Annotated in this window: 25 protein-coding genes; 17 read left to right on the forward strand and 8 right to left on the reverse strand. The window is 56.3% G+C overall.

Translation table 11 applies throughout. From position 1 onward, the window contains the following. Positions 1 to 435: 435 nt before the first annotated feature. Genes CKV99_RS09020 through CKV99_RS09030 form a run of 3 tightly spaced genes read left to right on the forward strand, consistent with a single transcriptional unit; the run spans position 436 to position 1,185 of the window. Positions 436 to 657 (forward strand): hypothetical protein, encoded by a 222-nt coding sequence (locus CKV99_RS09020; protein WP_092256026.1) that lies wholly within the window; start codon positions 436 to 438, stop codon positions 655 to 657. A gap of 38 nt (positions 658 to 695) precedes the next feature. Beyond that, entirely contained in the window at positions 696 to 893 is a 198-nt protein-coding gene (locus CKV99_RS09025; protein WP_092256029.1) for a DUF6290 family protein, read from the forward strand. A 22-nt stretch (positions 894 to 915) separates the two neighbouring features. Next, a complete protein-coding gene (locus tag CKV99_RS09030; protein ID WP_092256033.1) occupies positions 916 to 1,185 on the forward strand; it encodes a type II toxin-antitoxin system RelE family toxin in 270 nt (89 codons plus the stop codon). Between the two features lie 149 nt (positions 1,186 to 1,334). Here the strand turns inward: CKV99_RS09030 and CKV99_RS14305 are convergent, their stop codons facing one another. Beyond that, on the reverse strand, positions 1,335 to 1,484 hold the full coding sequence (locus CKV99_RS14305; RefSeq protein ID WP_157728415.1) for a hypothetical protein: 150 nt from the start codon (positions 1,482 to 1,484) through the stop codon (positions 1,335 to 1,337). Positions 1,485 to 2,397: 913 nt separating this feature from the next. On the opposite strand from CKV99_RS14305, the gene CKV99_RS09040 reads away from it, so the two are divergent. From CKV99_RS09040 to CKV99_RS14495, 3 genes are all read left to right on the forward strand, one after another. Further along, a complete protein-coding gene (locus CKV99_RS09040) occupies positions 2,398 to 3,228 on the forward strand; it encodes a hypothetical protein (protein ID WP_169872626.1) in 831 nt (276 codons plus the stop codon). Continuing rightward, the gene (locus CKV99_RS09045; protein ID WP_092256042.1) at positions 3,225 to 3,767 is read left to right on the forward strand and encodes a hypothetical protein; all 543 of its coding nucleotides are present in this window, start codon (positions 3,225 to 3,227) and stop codon (positions 3,765 to 3,767) included. The genes CKV99_RS09040 and CKV99_RS09045 overlap by 4 nt, the downstream gene beginning before the upstream one ends. Before the next feature lie 338 nt (positions 3,768 to 4,105). Further along, on the forward strand, positions 4,106 to 4,519 hold the full coding sequence (locus tag CKV99_RS14495; RefSeq protein WP_218141572.1) for a hypothetical protein: 414 nt from the start codon (positions 4,106 to 4,108) through the stop codon (positions 4,517 to 4,519). A 32-nt stretch (positions 4,520 to 4,551) separates the two neighbouring features. Here CKV99_RS14495 and CKV99_RS09055 read toward each other — a convergent pair whose 3' ends face one another. Beyond that, on the reverse strand, positions 4,552 to 5,829 hold the full coding sequence (locus CKV99_RS09055; RefSeq protein WP_092256049.1) for an ATP-binding protein: 1,278 nt from the start codon (positions 5,827 to 5,829) through the stop codon (positions 4,552 to 4,554). A 154-nt stretch (positions 5,830 to 5,983) separates the two neighbouring features. On the opposite strand from CKV99_RS09055, the gene CKV99_RS09060 reads away from it, so the two are divergent. After that, on the forward strand, positions 5,984 to 6,622 hold the full coding sequence (locus CKV99_RS09060; protein WP_092256052.1) for a CocE/NonD family hydrolase C-terminal non-catalytic domain-containing protein: 639 nt from the start codon (positions 5,984 to 5,986) through the stop codon (positions 6,620 to 6,622). A 2-nt stretch (positions 6,623 to 6,624) separates the two neighbouring features. Here CKV99_RS09060 and CKV99_RS09065 read toward each other — a convergent pair whose 3' ends face one another. Continuing rightward, on the reverse strand, positions 6,625 to 7,422 hold the full coding sequence (locus tag CKV99_RS09065; RefSeq protein WP_092256055.1) for a sulfurtransferase: 798 nt from the start codon (positions 7,420 to 7,422) through the stop codon (positions 6,625 to 6,627). A 428-nt stretch (positions 7,423 to 7,850) separates the two neighbouring features. On the opposite strand from CKV99_RS09065, the gene CKV99_RS09070 reads away from it, so the two are divergent. Then, complete coding sequence (locus tag CKV99_RS09070; protein WP_092256058.1) at positions 7,851 to 9,113, forward strand: ATP-binding protein; 1,263 nt, start codon at positions 7,851 to 7,853, stop codon at positions 9,111 to 9,113. Between the two features lie 148 nt (positions 9,114 to 9,261). On the opposite strand, the gene CKV99_RS09075 is transcribed toward CKV99_RS09070, so the two are convergent. Continuing rightward, complete coding sequence (locus CKV99_RS09075) at positions 9,262 to 9,936, reverse strand: class I SAM-dependent methyltransferase (RefSeq protein ID WP_157728417.1); 675 nt, start codon at positions 9,934 to 9,936, stop codon at positions 9,262 to 9,264. A 294-nt stretch (positions 9,937 to 10,230) separates the two neighbouring features. Beyond that, positions 10,231 to 10,458, reverse strand: coding sequence for a hypothetical protein (locus CKV99_RS09080; protein ID WP_092256064.1), 228 nt, complete (start codon positions 10,456 to 10,458; stop codon positions 10,231 to 10,233). Positions 10,459 to 10,517: 59 nt separating this feature from the next. Here CKV99_RS09080 and CKV99_RS09085 point away from each other — a divergent pair, with 59 nt between their 5' ends. Together CKV99_RS09085 and CKV99_RS09090 are read left to right on the forward strand one after the other, a co-directional pair. Continuing rightward, positions 10,518 to 12,035: an acyl-CoA carboxylase subunit beta gene (locus CKV99_RS09085; protein WP_092256066.1), complete on the forward strand. Its 1,518-nt coding sequence runs from the start codon at positions 10,518 to 10,520 to the stop codon at positions 12,033 to 12,035. Positions 12,036 to 12,056: 21 nt separating this feature from the next. Next, positions 12,057 to 12,263 (forward strand): acyl-CoA carboxylase subunit epsilon, encoded by a 207-nt coding sequence (locus CKV99_RS09090; RefSeq protein WP_169872628.1) that lies wholly within the window; start codon positions 12,057 to 12,059, stop codon positions 12,261 to 12,263. A gap of 74 nt (positions 12,264 to 12,337) precedes the next feature. Here CKV99_RS09090 and CKV99_RS09095 read toward each other — a convergent pair whose 3' ends face one another. Beyond that, on the reverse strand, positions 12,338 to 13,168 hold the full coding sequence (locus CKV99_RS09095) for a cytochrome c biogenesis CcdA family protein (RefSeq protein WP_092256072.1): 831 nt from the start codon (positions 13,166 to 13,168) through the stop codon (positions 12,338 to 12,340). Between the two features lie 70 nt (positions 13,169 to 13,238). Here CKV99_RS09095 and CKV99_RS09100 point away from each other — a divergent pair, with 70 nt between their 5' ends. The 3 genes from CKV99_RS09100 (at position 13,239) to CKV99_RS09110 (ending at position 15,536) form a co-directional block, all read left to right on the forward strand. After that, complete coding sequence (locus CKV99_RS09100; RefSeq protein WP_092256075.1) at positions 13,239 to 13,835, forward strand: Maf family protein; 597 nt, start codon at positions 13,239 to 13,241, stop codon at positions 13,833 to 13,835. A 6-nt stretch (positions 13,836 to 13,841) separates the two neighbouring features. Next, the gene (locus CKV99_RS09105; protein ID WP_092256078.1) at positions 13,842 to 14,963 is read left to right on the forward strand and encodes a DUF418 domain-containing protein; all 1,122 of its coding nucleotides are present in this window, start codon (positions 13,842 to 13,844) and stop codon (positions 14,961 to 14,963) included. A 171-nt stretch (positions 14,964 to 15,134) separates the two neighbouring features. Beyond that, positions 15,135 to 15,536 carry a DUF3151 domain-containing protein gene (locus tag CKV99_RS09110; RefSeq protein WP_092256080.1) on the forward strand — a complete coding sequence of 134 codons (402 nt, stop codon included), beginning with the start codon at positions 15,135 to 15,137 and terminating at the stop codon, positions 15,534 to 15,536. A 39-nt stretch (positions 15,537 to 15,575) separates the two neighbouring features. Here the strand turns inward: CKV99_RS09110 and CKV99_RS09115 are convergent, their stop codons facing one another. After that, complete coding sequence (locus CKV99_RS09115) at positions 15,576 to 16,310, reverse strand: DUF4282 domain-containing protein (RefSeq protein ID WP_092256083.1); 735 nt, start codon at positions 16,308 to 16,310, stop codon at positions 15,576 to 15,578. Between the two features lie 128 nt (positions 16,311 to 16,438). After that, positions 16,439 to 17,500, reverse strand: coding sequence for a Cj0069 family protein (locus CKV99_RS09120; RefSeq protein ID WP_092256086.1), 1,062 nt, complete (start codon positions 17,498 to 17,500; stop codon positions 16,439 to 16,441). Positions 17,501 to 17,768: 268 nt separating this feature from the next. Between CKV99_RS09120 and CKV99_RS09125 the strand changes: the two genes are divergently transcribed. From CKV99_RS09125 to CKV99_RS09140, 4 genes are all read left to right on the forward strand, one after another. Continuing rightward, positions 17,769 to 18,662 carry a sulfurtransferase gene (locus CKV99_RS09125; protein WP_092256089.1) on the forward strand — a complete coding sequence of 298 codons (894 nt, stop codon included), beginning with the start codon at positions 17,769 to 17,771 and terminating at the stop codon, positions 18,660 to 18,662. Positions 18,663 to 18,827: 165 nt separating this feature from the next. Beyond that, the gene (locus CKV99_RS09130; protein ID WP_092256092.1) at positions 18,828 to 20,606 is read left to right on the forward strand and encodes an acetyl/propionyl/methylcrotonyl-CoA carboxylase subunit alpha; all 1,779 of its coding nucleotides are present in this window, start codon (positions 18,828 to 18,830) and stop codon (positions 20,604 to 20,606) included. A gap of 28 nt (positions 20,607 to 20,634) precedes the next feature. Further along, entirely contained in the window at positions 20,635 to 21,120 is a 486-nt protein-coding gene (locus CKV99_RS09135; RefSeq protein ID WP_092256095.1) for a GNAT family N-acetyltransferase, read from the forward strand. A 191-nt stretch (positions 21,121 to 21,311) separates the two neighbouring features. After that, entirely contained in the window at positions 21,312 to 23,153 is a 1,842-nt protein-coding gene (locus tag CKV99_RS09140) for a hypothetical protein (RefSeq protein WP_143063394.1), read from the forward strand. Positions 23,154 to 23,163 lie beyond the last annotated feature (10 nt).

The raw sequence follows: 23,163 nt of genomic DNA on the forward strand, positions 1-23,163 counted from the left end.
GAGAAGGGACTCACATTATGCCCTGTGGCCGAGGCTGCAGGGCATCTTCGCTTTACGACGAGGACATGGCTCAACCCGATGCAGAGTGAAGCCGTAGCCCTCCGCGTCCTTGGCTTGCGGAGGCATCGCAACTGCGGGCTCACCGCTTTGAGGATTGTCAAGTTTCTCGACGTCGACCTCTCTGTCCCCAGAGCCGAAGATACTGGTCTTGATCGCTCATTTTGTCCATAGGCATCTCTTCCACCTAGCGACCGTGCCGACAGCCATTCGTCGATAAGTTCCTTAAACATGCCTGCTACATCGGCATCAACCCGATGTCAGGGGCACTCGGTGCAGGACTAGCCGGCGACGGAATTTCAAACCCTGATACACGAATGTGCACACGTACTGTTTTGACACACGAAGCCCCTTGGATTCCGACGCACGCGCGAACAGATGGAGCGACGAGACCAGGCAACGTACCCAGCTAATGTGGAAATCCGCGAGCTCGAAGCTGAAGCGGGAGCATTCGTCGTGTGTACGGGCAAAGGAGTCGACGGGCCCTCCCCGAAGCGCGGCACGCCAACCACGACCGAAGTAGCCACCGATGACCAAGGGCACCTATTCCTGGATGCGGAGCAGACAGGTAAGGTTTGGCCCTTTTCCTACACCCGCTAGATGCACTACATTGTGTTACAGAAAAAGGAGAAGAAACCATGCCATCATCAACTCTGTCCATCCGCATCGATGATGAAGATAAGAAACTGATCGCTGACTACGCCACGACGATGAACGTTTCAGTAGGCGAGTTCGTGCGGCGCGCTGCGCTGGAAAAATCGAAGACGAACTCGACCTTACAATCTGGGACAAAGCAAAACGCGAATACGAAGCAGACTCTGAAACGCTTACTTTAGAAGAAATTGAAGCTAAGTACCTATGACTCGGTATAGCTTGAGATTCACCAAGCGGGCAGACAAACAACTCTCAAAATTGGACCCGGGCGTCCGACGCATCATCCTCGCATGGCTGCGCAAATACGTTTCTGACAGCACGAACCCACGCGAACACGGTAAAGTGCTCTCTGGCGACCGTGCAGGAAGCTGGCGATACCGTGTCGGGAACTACCGCATTCTGTGCGAAATCAACGACAACCAGGCTATTGTATTGGCGATCGAGATTGGACACCGTCGAGAGGTTGACAAATAAGAGCTGGCCGAGCCAGAGCCGTTGGGCGACCACATTTCCAAGGCTACGCCGCGAAATGGTTGTGACGGCGTCGATCAGCACCTCAGTGATGGACTTTCCACGTTCTTTGTCCTTAGCGACAATTGCAGCGCGGGTCTCCTGCGGAAGTGCTAGAAAGAACTTGTTAGAAAAAACTCTGCCACCGGATGGTCTAGCCGATCCGGGGATCCCGCACCAGCTTCAGCGTCGGCCACCATTGACGCAATCCTACCGTCAGAAAACCCCAACCCGTCGAGATTGTTAGCAATAAAGATGTTCATATGCTCGCTATTCTGCCCTACCACCACGAATAATTCTCATTGCGAGCACCAAGTGGTCGTCGTTAAGCGAATGCACCGGCTAAAGCTAAGAACGGGTGCTCCGCAGCGTGACTGAAATGCTATAGTGGCCACCGCTGTTACAGTTCAAACCGCTAAACGAAGATTTGCCACTCTGATGCCCGATCAGGTCTCAAAAGCTGGAGCGGGCTGGGTTTGTGAGAGGGCATGATATACCCAGCAGGATTTATCACGGCTACCAGCACTTACGACAAGCAGGCGGATCAGGAAGTAAGAGCGTACTTCGATATCCTGGCTGAGGCAGTCCCGTCAAAGGTGGCTGTCTTGCGTGAGGAAGAAACCAAGTGTCAAGACTGGTGTATTGGGTGTGACCAGACACATCGGCTGATGCATGTCCTTAGGATCACTGCTGACATAATTCCACGCCTACGCTAGGCATGGAGTACCTCATGTCAAGATGAGCGTGAAGTTGCCTTGTACAGCTCGTCCCGAATAGGTACCTTCGAGACGACACGACCAGTTCCGCTGCCCGCCTTGGCGGGAGTCCAGGGCTGGTCTTCGTTTTTCTAACCAGAGGTTTAAGGGGAAAAATGTGTACTTTTCACGGGTTCTGATTCGGGGTTTGTCCTGGTGATCCCCATTGATCCCTTAGCAGTTCGAGAGGTACTTCTTCATCAGGGATCAGCCATTATCACAACAATCAATGCTGCCTGCCACCACAACAGTCTCGCGAGCGCACGGGCTGAAAACAGGGCAAGTGTTTAGAGAAGAATTCAATCGGATTCCTGAAGCTAAATTCCACGACGCAACATCCTGCTGACTCACTTCTGCTGACAAATTTCTTCGTCTACGCTAGCCTGAGAGAACACTGAACTTTGGGGGGCTTATGTTTAATGTGGAAATTATCAACGACGTTCCGCGCTTTGATCGTGACTTCTTTCACCCAGGGGGCAATCCAGCTACCGTTTTTCGTGAGCTCGGCCGTAAACGTGATTCTAGCGACACCTTGTCCACATCCGAAGACAATTTACACCCGGTGGCACTAGAAACGTTCGAAGGCGAGATGGGCAGGCTCTATCGCACCTTCGTTTGTGAATACTACCCAGGGTTATTAGCACAGGCACGAGAGATCCTAGACACAGCAATCGCTGCTATTCAAACCTACGCCCACGAATTCGAAGGCGTGACCGACGATCTGACTCATCTCCGCGATGAAGCAGACGCTATCCACGACAGATTAGAATCTGCTGCGTCCGCGAATAATTCGGCTGCTCGAACAGTTCTCAACGCACCTTCCGCTAGTACCCAGCAGGTAGCCTTCAATTCTTATAAGACAGCCAGTGAGACCTATCACGCAACCCTCGGAGAATGGAACACATGTATACAGTCTGCCCACGACCAGCTAAACAGTCTTGATGAAGCAGCCCGGATAGCGACTGGGGAGATCACCGCACTACCCGAACCAGACTTTGATGTTTACCAAGGGCATGCTGGTCAACCCGAAGCCAAAGAAAACGAAAAGCAGGGAAAATTAAAAGTCAACACCGATGACCTGGATGCAGCAGGGTCCTCCATTAACAATATTGCAGAATCAATGGCCGACGGGATCGAAGGGTTCAACGGGCTTGTTGGGTGCGACGCGCGGCAAGGTTTCCACCTGGAGAAGGCATTTAATGCCTTTGAGGGTTTATGGCACACAGCACTCAATGAACTACAGCAAAAGTGAAGAAACTCGGCAACGCTGGATGCCACATCGCCACTGAGATTGAACAGGCAGAACTAGGTGATGCTGATAGGTTCATCTCACTTGAAAGTGATCTTGCTAATGGGGCGTGGTCAACGTTTACTCAAACGACTGAAAACTATTTCCATTCACTTACCTCATCGCCTGACAAGTTCATTGCCGAATCAGGCCAGATAGCATCTCGAATCTTTTTCCCAGTGGGAGTTTCCTTAGACGTAGCAACAACAGTCAATGATATCCGTAATGGTGAAGATGTTGATATCGCGATTATTTCCTCTTTAGCAGGTGCAACAGCCCCAGCCATCGGAATGGGTGCAGGCGTATTAGGCGGTGCCGCTCTCGGTTCATTAGGCGGCCCAGGAGGGACTGCAACTGGTGGCACGACAGGTGGCGCATTGGGAGCAGCGTTTGGTGGATTCTTCTCGGGCGCTGTCAATGAGTCAGTCGAGTACTTACTAGAACGTAACCGCTACGGCCGATGGGACTACCTGCACCACAAGAACTACGTCAAGGAGCAATAAGGATGGAACACTGGGAATACCCGCGTGTGCGTAGGCTCTCAATCATCGTTGTGACTCTCACGATGATCGTAATTGGGATATCTATTGTGTTTTTCACATGGATCAGCTTGACGATCAACCCCTCCCCCAGCCGTAAGGTAGCGCTCATCTTGCTTCACATTAGTTTGGTTCTCGCTGTAATCCCTGGGCTTATTCACCTATATGTCAACCGGCCTGTACCGCGCCTGGGGTTTCTTTTTCCTACTGCGCGATGGGAAGGAAACTTTCTAGTGTGGGAGCGAACCCCACCGCTGATTATCTTGATGAAGGTATCAGGGCTTACAATCGGCGCTACGATAATGTATTCGATTGCAATCTCGCCTAGGTTCATTGTGTACGCAATACTAGCAACCATATTCACTAGCGCTATATTATTGCGGTTTCCGCATTCACGAGTGCATGTCATAGCTGGCCCCGGCTATGTTCACCACACTCAAGTATGGAGGGGACGCGAAGAAATCTACTTCTCAGGCCCTGGAGGCATTCGCTGGGCATATGCTCACGAAGTCTCCTTACCAGCAGTGGGCGACCCAATGCTGCTAGCTACCGGGGATCTCCAACGCACCGTCGACAATGAACCCGCACCGCTTCGAACATTCGGTATCGGTATGGTACCTTTTACCAACGTAAACCGCACCGAAGTCATGGCATGGCTCCGTGGCGAAACAACCACACCACCTACTCTGGGTCTTGCGCAGAAGCGAGAAATCTAGGCCCCACCCCTAAGCAGGACCTAGGCTGGTGTCTACGGATGAGCCCACAAGCTATTAACCGGGAGAAGGTGAACTGGGCCGCCTTCAAGATTGACGGCTGCAGCGTGCTCCCCCATGTAGAGCACCACGGCTGCAGCTACCCGGCCCCGTCCTAGGCGCTTTCTCACAGTAGAAAGATGCGCCCAAGCCTTCGCATTGACGTCACGGGCAGACTTCACCTCCACAAGGATCAGCCTGCCGTCGCGAAGCTCCACAACAATATCTATTTCCGTGTCTCGCTCGCGGAAATGGTAGAGGCGATAGCGGGATTGCGACCAAGATCGCTGTTTGAAAAGCTCCCCAGCAACGAAGCCCTCAAGGAGAGCGCCGAAATACTCCATGCCCCCAACTAGCCTAGACTTTTCAACAGTCAACCCTGTCAGTGAACTAGCAAGCCCAGTGTCATGCAAGCTCAACTTAGGTCTACGCGTCACACGCCCCGAAAAACCCAGACCCCAGCCAACCAATTCGTGAGTGAGATACATGGTTTTCAACAGCTCGAGGTGCTGGCTCAGCGTCGATTCCGCTAGTCCCAAGGAACGGGCAAACTTAGCCTTGACAAGTTCCGCATGGCCCTGCGCCGCAACAAGATGAAGCAACTTATCCAAGTGAAGATGCAAACTGGATCCAGCAAAGATATGCCCCGCATCATAAACAAGCAGGTTATTGACGTAAGAATCGAACCATGAATCAATACGCGCAGGAGTAGAACGCTTTAACGGTTCCGGGTAGCCTCCCCGGATAACCGCCTCACGAACTGTGTCAGGGTTGCCTTTAATACCAGCAAGGTCTGGTGCACCGTCAAGCATCCAGCTCACCCAGTCCTCCGGCTGCGTCCGCTCCTGAATTTCACCCTGACTCAACGGGCCGAGATGTAGACTCTCAGCCCGGCCTGCTAGCGAATCTGACACCCCCGGTGACCGCAAAAGGTCAGCAGATCCAGTGACGGCAAAACGCCCCGGCCGACGATCCGCATCAATACTCGCTTTCAAAGCAAGGGCTAGTTCCGGCACACGCTGTGCCTCATCGATGACGAGTGTCTTCTCAGGAGATTGCTCCACAAAGCCACGTGGATCCGCCTTTGCCAACGTGGCAGCTGAGCTATCGTCCATAGTTGTAAACACGGCCTCCTCCGGCAAAAACGCTTGCCGCAGTAAAGTAGATTTTCCCACCTGCCGTGCGCCCTGTACTACTAGCAGCGGGCTATCTGCCAGAATCTCACGCGCCAAACTAACGCTATGCCGGAGAAGCTCCCGCTTAACAATCCTCATGGCCCATCATTTTAGCGCTACAACGATAAAACGAAGATTTACCACCCTTCACATCGAAGATTTACCACCCTTCGCCCCGAAGATTTACCACCCTTCGCCCCGAAGATTTACCACCCAGCAGAACTAAAGTGAAGGCCGCGACAGGGTCGTCGATATGCCTGCTGGCCAGTGGGTGGACGTGTCCTTCCCCATGACCGGCATCGGCTATAAAGTTCCGGCCGGCCATGTGCTGCGCGTGGCCCTGTCCACCGCGTATTGGCCCTGGATCTGGCCGCAGGGCACCGACAACCCCATCGAGGTATCGCCGTCCGGTTCCCACATTGAGGTGCCTGTTCGCACTGCTGGTGTGACGGAGCTGGATCAGAAAGTTGTTTTCGACGGGCCCGTCCAGCCCGAACCTGTGGACGTGCAGTACCCCGAGCACGGCCGTGGCGGTGTGCGAAGGCCCGAGCGTGTGGTGTCCACCGACGCGGTGAAGTCCGAAACCCTGCTGGAGGTGGACCCGTCCTACGGCGGCACACGGATCTACCCTGATGGTTTGCATTACGACGAAGACACCATCGAACGCTACTGGATCCAGGATGATGATCCCACCACCGCCCGCACCGAATCCATCTGGAAGGTGGGCCTGGCGCGACCTGACATGGGCTGGAAGACCTCGCTGGAGGCCACCACGCGTATCACCTGCGATGCCTCAAAGTTCTACGTCACATCGATCATCACCTGTTGGGAAGGCGAAGAGGAGTTCTTCCACCGCGAGTGGAATACCGAAATCAAGCGCACAGCCAGCTAAAACTAATCGGTGCCATGCTCTAAGGGCCGGGAGGGATCAGAAGTCCAGTCAGTCATAGAACCGTCATAGACCCGGACATCATCGCGGCCCAGGCGAGCAAGCTGGAAGGCATCGAAAGTAGCGGCGATGCCACCGCCACAATAAGTAATTACGCGCTTGCCCTCATCAAGCGCGCCAACAGCCTCAAAGGCCGCAGCATCAACCGCTTCTGCACAGGGAACGTTAACGGAACCAGGGATGTGTGCCTTAATGTAGCTATCGCGGTCCAAGGCATTGATCAATATTGTAGACGGGTCATCAATGGCGGCGGCGACATCATCGACAGTGGCGTAGAGCTCGGGGCGTCGGCAAGCAGTGAAATCTCCGGGCACTGCCGTAACCGTGCCGGTTTCGACCGGGTAGCCCCTCTCGCGCCAGGCTGGCAAACCACCGTCGAAGACACTGACGTTACTATGTCCCTCCAGCCGCAGGTTCCACCACAGGCGGGTAGCCCACATCATGGTGCCTTGGTCATAGATGACGATGTGGGAATCGTCAGAGATACCCAGCTTGCGGGCCTCGCTCTGGAAATCGACAGAGTCTAGGGCCATGCAATGCAGGTGCGTATCCTGGCGGGCAAGCGCGTACATGAGGTCAGCGTGAACCGCGCCGGGAATATGTCCAGCCTCGTAAGCGTCGCGGCTCTTGCGCGCCTGAACCCGGTTGTCAGGTTCTGCGGGGTCGAAGATAGTAGTGGCATCAATGAGCGTGACGTCGGAGAGGCGGGAGTGAAGCCAGGATGCATCTGTAAGTAGGGGCATACTTCCGACGATACCGCTAAGTTTTTGACGAAGTCGCTCTGTTTTCTTGGCCTTGATGCTGCACGTGCCACAGTAGACGCTGCAGCAGACGCCGCAGCAGACGCCGCAAAATGAAGTATGTAGACCTTGAGGTTAGTCGCTTCTGTCACAAAAACCGCCACAATGTTACTGGTGGGGCAGACCTCACGGTCTTAATACTTCATTCTGGATACTTTATTCTGGGCAAATGGGACCGAACAATTAAGGCCCAGCAATCAGGATCGGTTAGGTGGGCATCAACCTGTTGCAGCAGACCCGGCTGATCACACTCTCCTGTCCACAGATTCCACAAATCACGGTGTAGGGTCGCCACAAATCACGGTGTAGGGTCGCCACAAATCACGGTGTAGAGCTTGTGTACTGCGCTTTTAGCAAATACACTGGCCCACATGGATTCGATAAGAGAACCCTCAACGCCGTATCGTCCACGGGTTATCGATCAGCAACTGACTTCCCTACTGGAATCAGTAGGGGCTGTGGTCATTGAAGGTCCCCGAGCGTGTGGCAAGACCCGAACCGGGATGCAGCTCTCCAACTCGATGGTGTTTTTCGATGATCCCGCCACAGCCACAATTGCCGATATTGATATCCAACAACTCATCAACGGCCCCGCTCCTCGGCTGCTCGACGAGTGGCAGCTCTACCCACAACTCTGGAATATCGTGCGCCGCGAAGTCGACTTCGCACAGGGGCCGGGGCGTTTCATCCTGACTGGTTCTGCGGTACCGGACGACGATATTCGACGCCACTCCGGAGCTGGGCGATTCGCAAGAATCCGCCAACGGACCATGACATGGACCGAAAAGGCTGACCTCGACCCAAAACTGTCACTGCAAGAACTTTTCGACGACCCCACAGTCAGTGTCCACCCGGCGGAACTAACCCTCAACCAGGTAATCAGCCTGCTCCTTCAACCAGGATTCCCGGGACTGATCACCATGCCAACCGACGGTGCTAACGCACTCTTGGACGGTTATATTGATGATGTCGTTGAAATTGATGTTCACAGACTTGCAGAGATTCGACACGAACCCATTGTCCTACGGACGTTACTGAGTTCCCTGGCACGCAACACAGCAACAGAAGTAAGTATTGCGACTTTGCGCAAAGACATGGGAACAACGCTGCCCACTCCAGCCCCAGAAACAATCAGTCACTTCCTCGGTCTTCTGGAGCGGGTGTTTGTCGTCGATAAGCAACCCGCTCTGGCCACCGCTCTACGTTCCAAGGCTGCGCTGCGTAAATCCGCGAAATATCACCTGGCAGACCCAAGCTTAGGGGCCCGGCTACTCGGGGCGGACACCGATAGGTTACAGCGCGACCCAGAAACACTCGGGTTCCTCTTTGAGTCAGCGGTGATTCATGATCTGAGCGTATACGCGCAGGCGCTAGGCGGGAAAGTATCCCACTACCGAGACTCTAACGGGCACGAAATCGACGCAGTGATCGATCTGCCAAACAACACATGGGCGGCCATTGAGGTCAAGCTTGGCGGTGGGCAAATCACGGCAGGCAATGAGCGGCTGCAGAAAGCGATCGCGCAGATCGACCGGCCCGCACCAACTTTTGCTGCGGTGATTACGGGCACGGGCCCCACAGCAAACCTGGGTGATAGCACGGTGACATTCCCGCTTTCGGCGCTTACGGCGTGATGGGTATTTGTGACAGGTGCTTGACGACGAACAACCACACCGACCGCAGAAAAGATCTCAGATATTTCACACTTTTGTGCAGGCCGTTCAGATTTGGGTGGGTCTGTGACCGATGGACTGTAGCCGTGATCTGAATACGGTGGAAAGTTTATTTTGGCTTTCTCCCGATGAAAACATACTGTGGGATGGTGTGCTGGCCGACAGGAACTTTATGTATCTCGTTCAGCTTCCCAATCTCTGTCAGCTCGGTACATGTCACGTTTTCCAGGCCGACACGAGTAAATAGCTCCACGTATGGCTCGGGACTGGTCGCGGTAGCAAGTGGTAACGCTGCCAAATCATCAGCGTTATAGCGTTGATCCTCAGTTTGCTGGCCGCCAGGGTGCCAATTTGCATCAATAGCCACGATCAGACCACCGGCAGGAATCAGTTCCATCCAGCGTGTTAACGCGCGCTGCGGATCTGTTAGAGTCCACAGGACGTAGCGTGCCACAACCGCATCAAAAACTCCCTCCACCTGTGGGTTAACCACGTTGGTCTCAATGAATTCGAGGTGTGGATAATTTTTCCGCGCAAGTTCCAGCATGCCGGGGGCAATATCAATGCCGACGACCTCATAACCGATGTCAGAACATAACTCCGCAACATATCCAGGGCCTGTTCCTGCATCAAGAATGCGCGCAGGCGGTGGTGGAAGCGCCTGAATGAGCACCTTTGTCCACGCCTCACGATAGTGCGGGAAACGCACTTTGGTCAGATGGTGCTCATGGTACTCGGCTGCTCGTCCTGACCAGTGGTTACTGATATCTGCATCGCTTAACATGATGCTAATTCTAGTGCTTGAAACCGCCATACAAGGGGGTGAAAAACTTCTTCAACACAGCGCTTTCAGGAAACCTTCACAGAAAATGATCCCCCGGCGCCACGTGGAAGTTGAAAGCCTAGGCCAATTTCAATTTACGCGTCAAAAGCAACATCGTCGACTGACATCGCCGCAAGCTCCCTCATCTGAGGAGGATTTTCGATGGTCCCTCTCGCCTCACATTTTCTCTTGACGATTAGTTGTGCCGCTGCAACCTGAGCCTTGGTAGGTGGTCGCTTCAGTGTCGTCGGTTTCTCATCCGCTGTAGTCATCGAAAAGGATAGAAGCGTCGATAAGCTCCTCTTCTGCGAAGTCGGGGTCCAGATGCTCGTCCAGGGAATTAAGGAAAGCAAGACCCTGAAAGCACTTTTCCTCCTTAGGAACCCTCCAGAAAAGCCTGTTTTCGCGGTCTCCGAACGCAGCCACCTCCCAGCACGTGAACCGCCCACGTGAAACGAAACCACCACCGAGGGCGATACTCATGCAGGCACACGTGCCCCGATCACACATGAACCACCGTGCACGACTTAGACTGTGAGATTATGACTGCTTCTCAACCCGATTTGAAAACTACCGCTGGCAAACTAGCAGATCTGCGTACCCGCCTGGAGCAGGCGCAGGCCCCGCTGGGCAGCGACGTTATTGAATCCACCCACGCCGCAGGCAACCAGACGGCCCGCGAGCGGGTGCAGGAGCTTCTCGACGAAAACACCTTTACCGAAACCGATGCCCTAGCAAAGCACCGGGTCGAAGAGTACGACATGGACCGCCAACAGCCCCTGACTGACGGAGTTGTCACTGGTTATGGGCAGATCGACGGGCGCCGCGTGTGCGTGTTCTCCCAAGACCCCACCATTTTTGACGGCCAGCTCGGCGAGGTCTACGCCGAGAAGATGCTCAAGATTTATGAGCTGGCTACCAAAACAGGTGTGCCACTGGTAGGCATTTATGACTCTTCAGGCCCACGCTTCCAGGAAGGCGTGGTCACCGCCGCCATGTACGCGAAGCTGCTGCGTGCGGCCACGGAGGCGAGCGGTTTGATTCCGCAGATCGCAGTTGTTGCGGGCGCTACTTCCTCTATTGCAGCGCTCCAGGTGCCACTGGCGGATCTCACCATCATGGTTGAGGGTGCAAACGTGCACCTGGCTGAAGCAGAGATCGTGGGGAAGGTAGCTGGCAAGCCGACAACAGCGGAAGAACTGGGTGGCTCAGATGTGCACGCGCACACCACCGGACTGGTGTCCCTGGTGGCACCTACTGATAAGCACGCGATCGCCCAGGCCCGCGAAGTCATCAGCTTCCTGCCGGTGAACAACCGCGCAGACGCCCCGATTGCCGAGGCGCCAGACAACGTGGACACCACCGCGCTAAACACGTTCATGCCAGACAACGATGAGGCCACCTATGACGTACGCGAGATCATCAAGCAGGTCACCGATGGCGATCTGCTGGAGCTTAAACCCGATTTCGCCGACAATATTGTCACCGGCTTCGCGCACATCTCCGGCCGCGCGGTGGGTATTGTGGCCAACCAGCCGCAGAGCCTGGCGGGTTGCCTCACCGCCGCCGCAGCAGACAAAGCGGCGCGGTTTATCCGGATGTGTGATGCGTTCAACCTTCCCATCGTGAAGTTTGTGGACTCCCCCGGCTTTGTGCCATCACAAGAAGAGGAACACGCGGGCGTCGTTACGCGCGCTGCGGCTCTGGCGTATGCGTACGCTGAAGCCCAGGTAGGCACGATCACTGTGGTCACGCGCAAAGCACTCGGCGCAAGCTACGTGCTCATGGGCTCCAAGGACTTGGGCGCTGACTTTGCGTTTGCGTGGCCTACGGCGCAGATCGCGCTTGCCGACGCCCCCACGGCTGCTGAAAAATTAGCCACGAATGTGGAAGAATACGCTGAAGCCAATACCAACCCGTATGTGGCCGCGGAGCGCGGGCTGATTGATGCGGTCATTGAGCCGAGTGCTACCCGCACCCAGGTCACTGAGGGCCTGCGCCTGCTGGAACGTAAGGTGCTGCACCCCCGCCCGAAGAAGCACGGTAATATTCCGCTGTAAGGATCAAAGGAGAATTCACCGATGACTAGCCCAATGTTTAAGGTGCTCAAGGGCAACCCCAGCGACGACGAGCTGGCGGCGCTGACCGCCGTGCTCACGTCCCTGTATGTAGAAGCCACCAAGGCAACAACTGAGACAGAACGCAACCTGTGGGGCACCCCAGAATCGCGCCTGACCAACCAAACCCTGTACAACCCGGCTGCTTTCAGCTCGGTGACTTTTTACTAAGCCTTTTTTGCTAAGCCCCGCTGCGGTCGATGAATCTTGCCATAAACCCGATTTTCGGGCCGTTTTGAGAAGATTCATCGACCGGACTTGCTAGCTCTCTTACTGCCCCACCACACAACCCCCACCACGGCCAGGACACCGAGTAGCAGCCACACCAGGCCATCATTCACAGAGCCTGCCACATCCAGCGCCCACAGCTCGATGGAGTTACGGGTGTCTGCATCCAACCAGCTGCTCAAAGCTCCCGTGCCGTGTGTGAGCAGGAAAATCAGGCCTACCACCACAAACATGGCACCGGAGATCATCTGCACAGAGTTGGTGCGCACCGGCCCAAAACTCACCTCACGTCCGCGCAACCAGGCCATGTTGCCCACATCACACCTGTCCCACAGCGCTGCCATCACGAACAGCGGCACCGCCATGCCCAGCGCATACACCGCCATGATCGCAGCCCCATAAAATGCAGAGCCACTCACGGCTGCCGTAGTCAGCACCGCTCCCAGCAATGGCCCGGCACAAAACCCGGCAAACCCGTACACCGCGCCTAAAGCAAATATGCCCAGGGTTCCGGCGCCACTTAGCCGCGCCTGCATGCCCGCAGCCCCTGGTAGCCGGAACCCACCTCCGAAGAAGGCGTAGATGCCCAGCAGGATCATCACTACCCCACCCACGGTAATCAGGGTGTCGCGGTGGTTCACCGCCAGCGCTCCCAGGCCGCCCAGCCCAGTGCCGATCGGCACCAGCACCACCGCCAGCCCTAGGAAAAACACCAGGGTTTTCCCCAATAGTTGCCGGGTGCTGGCAAATGCGTAGGCGAAGAAGGCGGGCACCAGCAGCGCCGAACACGGACTAATCAGGCTGAGCACCCCGGCGAGAAAAGCCCCAAACAGTCCAACACTTAGCATTCCAGCTCCTTTGCGCGGCAGGGGTCGTCGAAAAGCGTGAGTCTAGATTCTACCCGCTAGGATTTAACACATGTCTCCGCGTCTTGTGCTTGCCTCGCAGTCCCCGTCGCGCCGCATGATCCTCGAATCAGGCGGTGTCACCCCCGTGGTCCGGCCTGCGGACATTGATGAAGACGGCCTGCTTGCGTCGCTTATCGACGAAGAACCCGCCACCAAGGTTGCTGCCCTGGCTCAGGGGAAAGCCGAGGTGATTGTGCCCGAATTCCCCGACGATGTAGTTGTGGGGTGTGATTCGATGCTGCTGCTGGATGGGCACTTGGTGGGCAAGCCTCTTACTGTTCAGCGCACCATTGAGCGGTGGAAAGCGCAGCGTGGCAAGACTGCGCAGCTGCTCACCGGGCATGCCGTGTGCTATCGGGGGCAGTGGAAGGTGGAGACCGTGTCTACCGCGGTGCACTTCGGCAATGTTTCCGACGCTGATATTGAGGCCTACGCGGCGTCCGGCGAGCCGCTGGGCTGTGCGGGTGCTTTTACGTTGGAGTCATTGGGCAGCTGGTTCATTGACGGGATCGAGGGCGATCCCACCAGCGTGATCGGGATTTCCCTGCCACTGTTGCGCCGCATGGTGTATTCGTTTGGGCTCAACGCCTCTGACTTCTGGAGCTAGCAGGTCGTGCGCCAGGAACGTGTAGACGGCCTTGATCTTGCCCGCGCCATTGCCATCTTTGGCATGTTTGTGATGCACAGCTTCTACCACCAGGACCCAGACAACTGGTTCTACCGGCTGTTTCAAGGCCGCTCCACGATCTTGTTTACGGTGCTGGCGGGAGTGTCGGTGATCTTGATGTCGCGCACCCGCACTGTCGGCGCTTCGCTTACGCAATTTGTGGTGCGCGGGCTGCTCCTGGTGGCGCTGGGTCTGACGATCACCACTGCAAATACCGGCCCGATTGTTATCCTCACCACCTACGGCGCGCTCTATCTGCTGGTGGCTCCCCTGCTGTTCCGCGCGCCCGGCTGGCTGCAGGCCGTACTCGCCGCCACCGGCGCTTTGCTCTTTCCGTGGTTGTCGATGCTGTGGCGCACCCATCTCCAGCCCGGCGAGGGTGCCGTGCCCACCTGGCCCATGCTTATCGACGACCCCTCCCGCGCTCTCGAGCTCTTGCTTGTCACAGGTGGTTTTCCAGTGCTTACATTCGCGCCGGTGTTTGTTGCCGGGATGGCTACGGGTAATGCTCTGGTGAAATGGCGCACCGCCTGGGACGGGCTGATCGGTATCGGTGGTGTGCTGGCTGCGGCGGGGTTGTGGCTGTCTTCGGTGTTTTTGTCGCGCAGTGGGTTCGTCGATAAGCAGGCTGCCCGTGGCGTGGAACTTGAGGAGTTCACCGCGTTGTTGCGCAGCGCTACGGGTGTTACCCCTGTTGATGATGCCGGTTGGCTTTGGGTTTATGTGCCGCATTCGGGGTCGGTGGCGGAACTGATCGGCAGTATTGGCACGGCGCTGCTGGTCATTGGCGTGTGCGTGCTGGTGTGTCTGTGGCGCCCGTTCAACATTCTTGTGTACCCATTGCGCGCGGTGGGGCGCATGCCGCTTTCGGTGTACACCGCCCACATCGTGTTTTTGGGCTGGCTTTCCTCGCGCGGCATGAATCTTGCGTGGGTGGAGTGGTCCTGGGTGAACCTGCTGGTCCCGCTGGTGTTCGCGCCGGTGTGGTTGTTGTTTTTCAAGCGCGGTCCGCTGGAGATTGTGCAGCGGCAGGTCCTGCGGACAACCGACCCAGACCCTCGGCCATAGCCTGCTGTAGCCTGCCGGGGCTGGCCGCAGCTGACCGGGGCGTCACATTCAGTCGACAAATCCCCTATCCACCTGAACCAAACCGGCATTTGTCGACCACATCTGTCGCCGGTACAGTATGTCGCCGGTCTGACAAGCCCCCCGCTCAGCGATCGCAGGTACCCTGGGCACATGGAAATTAATGACATGCTCGCCCCTGCCCCACTTCACCTGCCTGAGGATCCCGCTACCGGTAAAGACCTGCTTGCCGACGACACGGCCTATGCGCATCCTGATTCGCCGAGCGTGTGGGCTGCTCGTGCCGAAAAGGAACTGGATGACGGCGACACCCTGATCGCCTACGCATACGCGCGCACCGGGTACCACCGCTCCCTTGATCGCTTGCGCGCGAATGGGTGGAAGGGGTGGGGCCCGGTGCCTTTTTCTCATGAGCCGAACCAGGGTGTGCTGCGTGCGATCGCAATGTTGGCGTTGGCCAGCAAGACAATCGGCGACGACGCCGAGTATGACCGCTGCCGCGGCATGCTTTCCGACGCTGACCCTGCTTCGGTAGAGCAGTTGCTAGGAAGCTAGAGCTGCCCTACTCTTCAAGGCTTTAAAGCTTCTTAGCCTTTAAAGCTTCTTGTTCTGTTCGACGAGTTCGCCGGTGTTTTGCGCGGTGCGGACCATGGAGACATAGAACTCTAGGGCCACACGCGCGCCGATCACGCCGATGATGAAGAGGATACCGCCGAAGATGATGCCACCCAACAGGCCGAGGAGACCAAGCCCGAAGCTTTCGGCGAAGCCTGCCAAACCAGCAAGAATCATGAATAGCCAGAAAAAGGCGTGCATGATGATGAAGATAATGTAGATTATCTTCACGAATTTGATGGTGACAAAGTGCTGGAACGAGAAGTCGAACAGTGCACTGAACAGGCCTTTTCCCTCTCCAGCTAGAGCGCTGCCTCTGCCGCCACCAGCGTAGTTGGTGGCGGTGTTTCCTGCGTCATACTGGCCCGCATCATACTGGCCCGCATCATACTGACCTGCACCGTACTGCTGGTTCTGGTCGGGCTGGCCATAGCTTGGCTGGCCAAAACCTGACTGCCCATAGCCTGGCTGGCCAAAACCTGACTGGCCATAGCTAGGCTGCCCATAGCTTGGCTGGCCAAAACCTGACTGCCCATAGCCTGGCTGCCCAAAACTTGGCTGACCGTAGCCGTCCTGCGCGTTAGCAGAGTCGCCATAGTTCGAACCGCTGTAGCTAGAGTAGCTCTGGCCGTCCTGATGGCCGTCCTGATTGCGGTCTTGGCCACCGTCCTGGCTATTCTCGTCGCGGTTGGTGGGGTCATGTGGTGTCGTCATCCTTGTGGAATCCTTCTCTCATTGTGAAAACGGACAAAACCACCCAGCAGCTTAACTGACCTATGGGCTGCCCGCTAGGGGCTGCCGAAAAAGGTTCAGCAGGGTGTGCGTCGTTAAGCGAAACGTCGTTAAGCGTTCGCTGCCTCAACGCGAGAGATTGCCTCTGCGGCAACCTTTTCCTGGATGCCCATATCCAGCTCAGAGGTGAAACCCACACAGGAGCAGTTGATCTCGCCGAGAACGTAGGTGTCGCCGCCGTCTTCAGCATCGTCGAGCATGAAGTCTGCGGTCCAGATCAGTGGCACCACTTCATCGTCGGAAAGCTTCTCGGCGATCACTGGGCGAGCCTTTGCGAACATGTCCATCAGCTCCGGCCAGGACTCGGGCTTGTCGTAGGAATACTTCGCGCCAGAAAATAGTGTTGCGGAGAAGTTATCGCCGCCTTCAGCTGGCTTCTTGTGCACGATGAAGACAGGGTCATCGCCTACCAAAAGGATGCGGATCTCGCCTTCGACGATGCGTGGCATAAACCGCATGTCAACCAGCATGCCGTTGTCACCAATAATGTACTGTTCACAAAAATCCATGAACTCGCCAAGGGTGTAGTCGTGGGTCTGATTGTCCACCGCCTCGGTGCACTTCAATGCGGTGTCTAGCGACAGTGCGGTGCCAGGCTCGACGGACTCAGCGAGGTCCTTGTCTGCCAAGCGCACACGCCAGATACCGGAGCCGGTGGAGCCGCGGTTCTGTTTGAGCACACGCTCGCCGTGTGACAATGCGGTTGGGAAGGTGTTTTTGAAGTCCTCAACGTCGTAGTATGCGGCGGTGTCGTCCGGAACCAGTGAGGTGTCGGTGAGCTTGACCAGCGCGTCTTTCGCACCGTACGCCATCATGTCAGCCGGGGTGGACATGCCGACGAGGCCTGCGTTCGACAGCTTGGTCAACAAGTCGAAGTAGCCTTTCTCACCACCTGGGATGTTGCCTGGGTTGACACGGGAGATGTATGCGTCAAAGTTTTCGGAGACGGTCTTGAAGATCTCTTCCGCTTGATCTGGGTGGTAGTAGATGACTTCGGAGTGCCAGCCGTTGTCCTTGATCGCGTTGACAATGGGCATGGTGTCCTTGCGGTGGCCGTCGTCTCCCTTGTCGGAGCCGCCTTCTACCTCGAATACGACGATTGCTTTTTTCACCGGGGTCCTTTCCTCGTGGTATTTAATCGGTTGCGGCGACCAACCTACTCAAATTTACCTTTTAATTGATCGCTTCTTGATTGGATTTTATTGCCCGTTATGGATTGGTGCTTGACTAGAAGAGGTTTTAGTTACCAACGCCACATGCTTGAACTCGGTCACACGTGGACGTCGGCACGCCCGTAAATCACAAAGAGCGGGTAATGTTGCCCAGTGAACTAAAGGATCTATCAAAGTTTCCAGCAGGTACCCCTTGAGGAGTAATTTTATGGCTATCGAGTTTGATACAAATCCGGCGTATGAGAAATTCGCACATCCTGAACGCGTGGTTTCCGCATCATGGCTGTCCGCACGTCTTGGTACTCCTGGCCTGCGCGTTGTCGAGTCGGATGAAGACGCTTTCCTGTATGATATCGGCCACATTCCCGGCGCGGTGCGCATCGATTGGTTGAAGGACCTCAATGATCCTGTCACCCGTGATTTCATCGACGGGGAGGCTTTTGCCAAGTTGATGAGCGATCGTGGCATTTCGCGCGATGACACTGTAGTGATCTACGGGGATCAGTCCAACTGGTGGGCGTCCTATACTTTCTGGGTTTTTGAGCTGTTCGGCCACCCCGATGTGCGCCTGCTCGACGGTGGCCGCGACGCCTGGATGGGTGAGGAGCGCGACACCTCCTTTGCGGTGCCTGATCTTCCCACCACTGACTATCCGGTGGTGGAGCGCAATGATACGCAGATCCGCGCGCTTGTCGACGACATTCAGGCGGGCACGCGATCGTCGTCAAGCGATCATGCACTTGTGGATGTGCGTAGCCCGAACGAGTACACGGGCGAGACCAAGATTAATGGCTCGGATAGTTTCCCTGGCGCGCTGCGTACTGGCCATATCCCTGGCGCGGTGAATATCGCGTGGGGTGATGCGGTGTACCCGAATGCTCGCTTCAAGTCCTATGAGGAGATTGCGGAGGCGTACAAGGATCTGGACCCGAAGCAGAAGACGGTGGTGTACTGCCACCTCGGTGATCGCAGTGCACACTCGTGGTTTGTGCTGAAGTACATCCTGGGTTTTGAGCAGGTGTTGAATTATGACGGCGGTTGGGTCGAGTGGGGCAACATGGTGCGCATGCCTATTGCCACTGGCGACACGCCGGAGATTTAAGGGGCGCACCTGAGTAACAGGGAGGTGGAAAGTGCCGATACAATCGGTGATTTCCCCTACCAAAAGATTAAAAGTAACCTTGAACCATCACAACATGACGGATTACTCACGTTTGATGTGTAACAATGGTGCGTATTAAGCGTTCACATCAGGAGGACTATTTAAGTGGCAACTGACAAGAAGATCACGAAGGTCTTGGTAGCCAACCGCGGCGAAATCGCCGTGCGCATTTTCCGCGCCGCCAAGGACGCCGGTATCGGCTCTGTCGCGGTGTACGCGGAACCAGACGCGGATTCGGTATTCGTCGAGCTTGCCGACGAAGCCTTCGCCCTGGGAGGCTTTACACCCGCAGAGTCTTACCTGGACATGGATAAGATCTTGGACGCTGCCGAGAAGTCCGGCGCCGATGCTGTGCACCCAGGCTACGGCTTTTTGGCAGAAAACGACGAGTTCGCCCGCCGTGTTATAGATGCTGGCCTGATCTGGATTGGCCCTTCCCCTGAGTCCATCGCAGCCCTGGGTGACAAGGTCACCGCACGCCACATCGCGGAGAAAGCTGACGCGCCGATGGCGCCGGGCACTAAGGATCCCGTGGCTAATGCTGACGAGGTTGTAGCGTTTGCTGACGAACATGGCCTGCCTATCGCGATCAAGGCTGCCTACGGTGGTGGCGGTCGTGGCATGAAGGTCGCCTACACCCGCGAGGAAATCCCGGAGCTGTTTGACTCTGCTACGCGTGAGGCCACCGCGGCGTTTGGCCGTGGCGAGTGCTTCGTGGAACGCTACTTGGATAAGGCGCGCCACGTGGAGGCGCAGGTGTTGGCGGACCAGCACGGCAACGTGGTTGTGATGGGTACCCGTGATTGTTCTTTGCAGCGCCGCTTCCAGAAGCTGGTGGAGGAAGCCCCTGCCCCATTCCTAACTGATGAACAGCGCACCACTATCCATGAGTCTGCGAAGCGCATCTGCAAGGAGGCCGGCTACTACGGTGCCGGCACCGTCGAGTATTTGGTCGCCGCTGATGGCTTGGTTTCCTTCCTGGAGGTAAACACGCGCCTGCAGGTGGAGCACCCCGTGACTGAGGAAACCACCGGATATGATCTGGTGCGAGAGCAGTTCCGCATCGCTGAGGGCGAGAAGCTGCGCTTCACCGAAGACCCGGAGCCGCGCGGCCACTCTTTCGAGTTCCGCATCAATGGTGAGGATGCTGGGTCTAACTTCATGCCTGCCCCTGGCACTGTGACTGAGTATAAGGAGCCGGCGGGTCCTGGTGTGCGCGTTGATTCCGGGATGCGCTCTGGTGCTGCTATTTCCGGCCAGTTCGACTCGATGGTGGCCAAGCTGATTGTCACTGGTGAGGATCGCCAGCAGGCGCTTGAGCGTTCCGCCCGCGCACTGGACGAGTTCGTTGTTGAAGGTTTGCCTACTGTGATCCCGTTCCATAAGGAGATGGTCAAGCACCCAGCTTTTGTTGGCGATGGCAATGGTTTTGAGGTTTACACCAAGTGGATCGAAGAAGAGTGGGATAACACCATCGAGCCGTATGTTGACCCTGATGACCTGCCTGAAGAGGATGAGAACGAGCCGAATAAGAAGTTCGTCGTCGAGGTTGCTGGCCGCCGCATCGAGGTTGCGCTTCCTGCGTCGCTGGCTTTTGCTGGTGCAGGGGCTGCGCCGAAGAAGAAGCGTAAGCGCCGCGGTGGTGCCGGTGGTGGCAAGGCTGCCGCGTCCGGTGACGCGGTAGCTGCCCCGATGCAGGGCACCGTGATCAAGGTCAATGTTGAGGAGGGCCAGGAGGTCGCCGAGGGCGATGTTGTGGTTGTACTTGAGGCGATGAAGATGGAGAACCCGGTGAAGGCACATAAGGCTGGGACCGTCACCGGACTTGCTGTTGAGGCTGGTGGCCAGGTAAATAAGGCCGCCGTGTTGATGGAGATTAAGTAGTCTCACCACTCGGGGTAGCCTGGGGCGTATGGATTTTTCTGTTCGCCCCGCTTCTGATTTTGACCGCACTTATATCGCGCGCTTGTTCTTCCTCACCGACGTGTTTGGCGACGAGACAAAAGCGGTCAGCGAGTATCATGCGCGTGACTTCCCTGGTTATGTCGATGATTGGGATCCCGCCCGCGACGGCGGCTTCATTGCCTGGGATCTGTTCAATATTCCCGCCGGTGGTGTGTGGTTGCGTTATTGGGAGTCCGACAACGCGGCGGGCTGGGCTAACTTGGGCCCCGAGATCCCTGAGCTTGCCATCGCTGTTGAGAGCCGATACGCCGGCAACGGCCTTTCACGCACGCTTATCGACGAAGCAGTGGCCCTGGCGCGCTCCCAGGGCGCACCTGCCCTTGCGTTGAGTGTGGCCCCGGACAACCCGCGTGCTCGCCATGTTTATGAGAAATACGGGTTCGTTGACGTGCCTGGGATCGACGGTGCGATGCGCTTGAACCTCTCATGTTGAACCTCTCATGTGCGCCTGTTCACAGCGACCACCATCACCCGCCCCGATCTGGTCAACGTGAATGAGCGTGGTCGCGTTTTCGCCGTGGCGTAGTGTCCCACGCTTCAAGCGCAGTGTCTCACGCTTCAAGCGCAGTGTCGCGAGATCGCGTACTCTTGGACGAAAATGCTTTTCTACCGGGCGGGAGCAAAATGGACAGCCTAGTTCTCCAACTAACTATTGAGGATATCCCTAACTCGACGGCGATAGTGCAGGTCAACGAAGATACAGCCCTGCTTGGGTTCGCACAGGCTGTTTTGGAAATGTACGGCTTCACCGGCGAGGCCAACTGGGAGATCAGCAATTCGCGCTTTCGCACCTCCGCCCCACCCGAGATGTGGGCAATCGACGTCCGCACACTTTTCGACGAGCACGACACCGCCACTCTCACTTACGGCACCGAGTGGACCATCACTATCCTCGTTGTACGCCGTGAGGAAGCGATTGCCGGCGCATTCGCCCTGATGCACACCCCACCGCTTCAGGTCGAGGAGGGTTTTGGGGGCCCAGAAAAGCACCGCGAACTCCAAGAGGTATTGGTTGCCCGCGAAGCCGGTGAGCATCTCACACTGCGACGCAAAAAGATCTTGAAAGCTGCACACAACCTCGATATCAGAGAAGTTGATGAAAACCACATCGCAGATGCTGTGCACGATATTGGCACTGCCGGTTTTTACACCATCGAACCTCTAGGCGACGAGGTAAACGCAACTCTGGGCGCATTACGGCTCATCGATCTCGCGCACCTCGAGCCAACTGATTCCGAGTTCGAATCCGCCCTGTTGAGACGACTGATGGAGGCGCCACTTGCCTACCTCTCCTACGTCGAAGACCATCCGCTCGAATTGACCGACAGTGGTGAGATACAACCAGAGCAGATCCCTGCATTGCTTGAGGCAGTGGGGCTGCAGGAAGCGTCGGCAAGCACGAGCAAAAGCCAGCGCTCCACGCTACTGCACATACACACCTGGCTTGAAGCTAAGGGAACAGTCGAGCGAAACGTAAATCAGATCGTGCTAACCGACGAAGGTCAAGCCTGGTTTGACGATGATCTAGCACGCATCAGTGGTTGGATCATGATTGAGAAGGACCGCGACGAGACGCTGCTAGCACTTGCTGCGGAACTCGCACGAACAGCGGGCGTACCACAAAGAGTCATCGACCTCTACTTCCAACCGGAGCACGCGCCTAGTAGCGAGGGATTACGCGCCCCTACGTGGGCGTTGCTGCGCGCGGCCGGGATGCTCAACGGCGGTGAACTGACTGACGATGGTCGAGCTTTGCTATCTGCGATGGTGAGATTGAACGCTAGCCTTTCCTACGTGCGGGAGCACAGAAACAGCCCCGATCGTCTCGCCTTCAAAAAGCGTGTTTTCGCCGAAAGCGTGCAAGCAATAAGTGAGGAAAGCCCGGTGTTTGCAACCCTATTTAGTGGGGTCTCACATATGCTCGATATCAGCGTTATCGAGAACGACGACACCTTTGACCAGCGAGAGGATTTCGCCGAACGGATGCTTCGTCCACACCTCGACGACTTGGACAACGCGCCGCTACCGATACTTAAGCTTCTCGAACGGGTCGGGACAGTTAATCGCAAAGGAAACACCTTCGTGCTTTCTAAGCTCGGAATGAACGCCCGAGAAGATGCAGGCCACTTAGCTATCTGGATCTCTGACCAGCTGTTTCCATCACGCAGCGATAAAGAGAGAACAGCACAGCTTAACGATGCACTTGCAGTGCTCCTTGGGCGCGCGAAGGCGGCATCGCTATTAGGGGTGCCAACTGACCAACTCAACCTCACCATTCTGGCAGATGTTGGGCTCCCCGGACGCCTCGACTTATTGCAAGAAACCGCTGAGCTTCGCAGCCTACTCGGCTTGGAGGTGGAAAATCCGTTCCAAGCTGGAGAAAAACGTCTCACCACGATTGGTCGTAGGTTGCTCGAATACGCCGTTATGGAAGAACTCCTTGGCGATGATGCCCTCCTGGATTAACTTACGTGAC

This window comes from Corynebacterium cystitidis, from assembly GCF_900187295.1.
GTDB lineage: Bacteria > Actinomycetota > Actinomycetes > Mycobacteriales > Mycobacteriaceae > Corynebacterium > Corynebacterium cystitidis.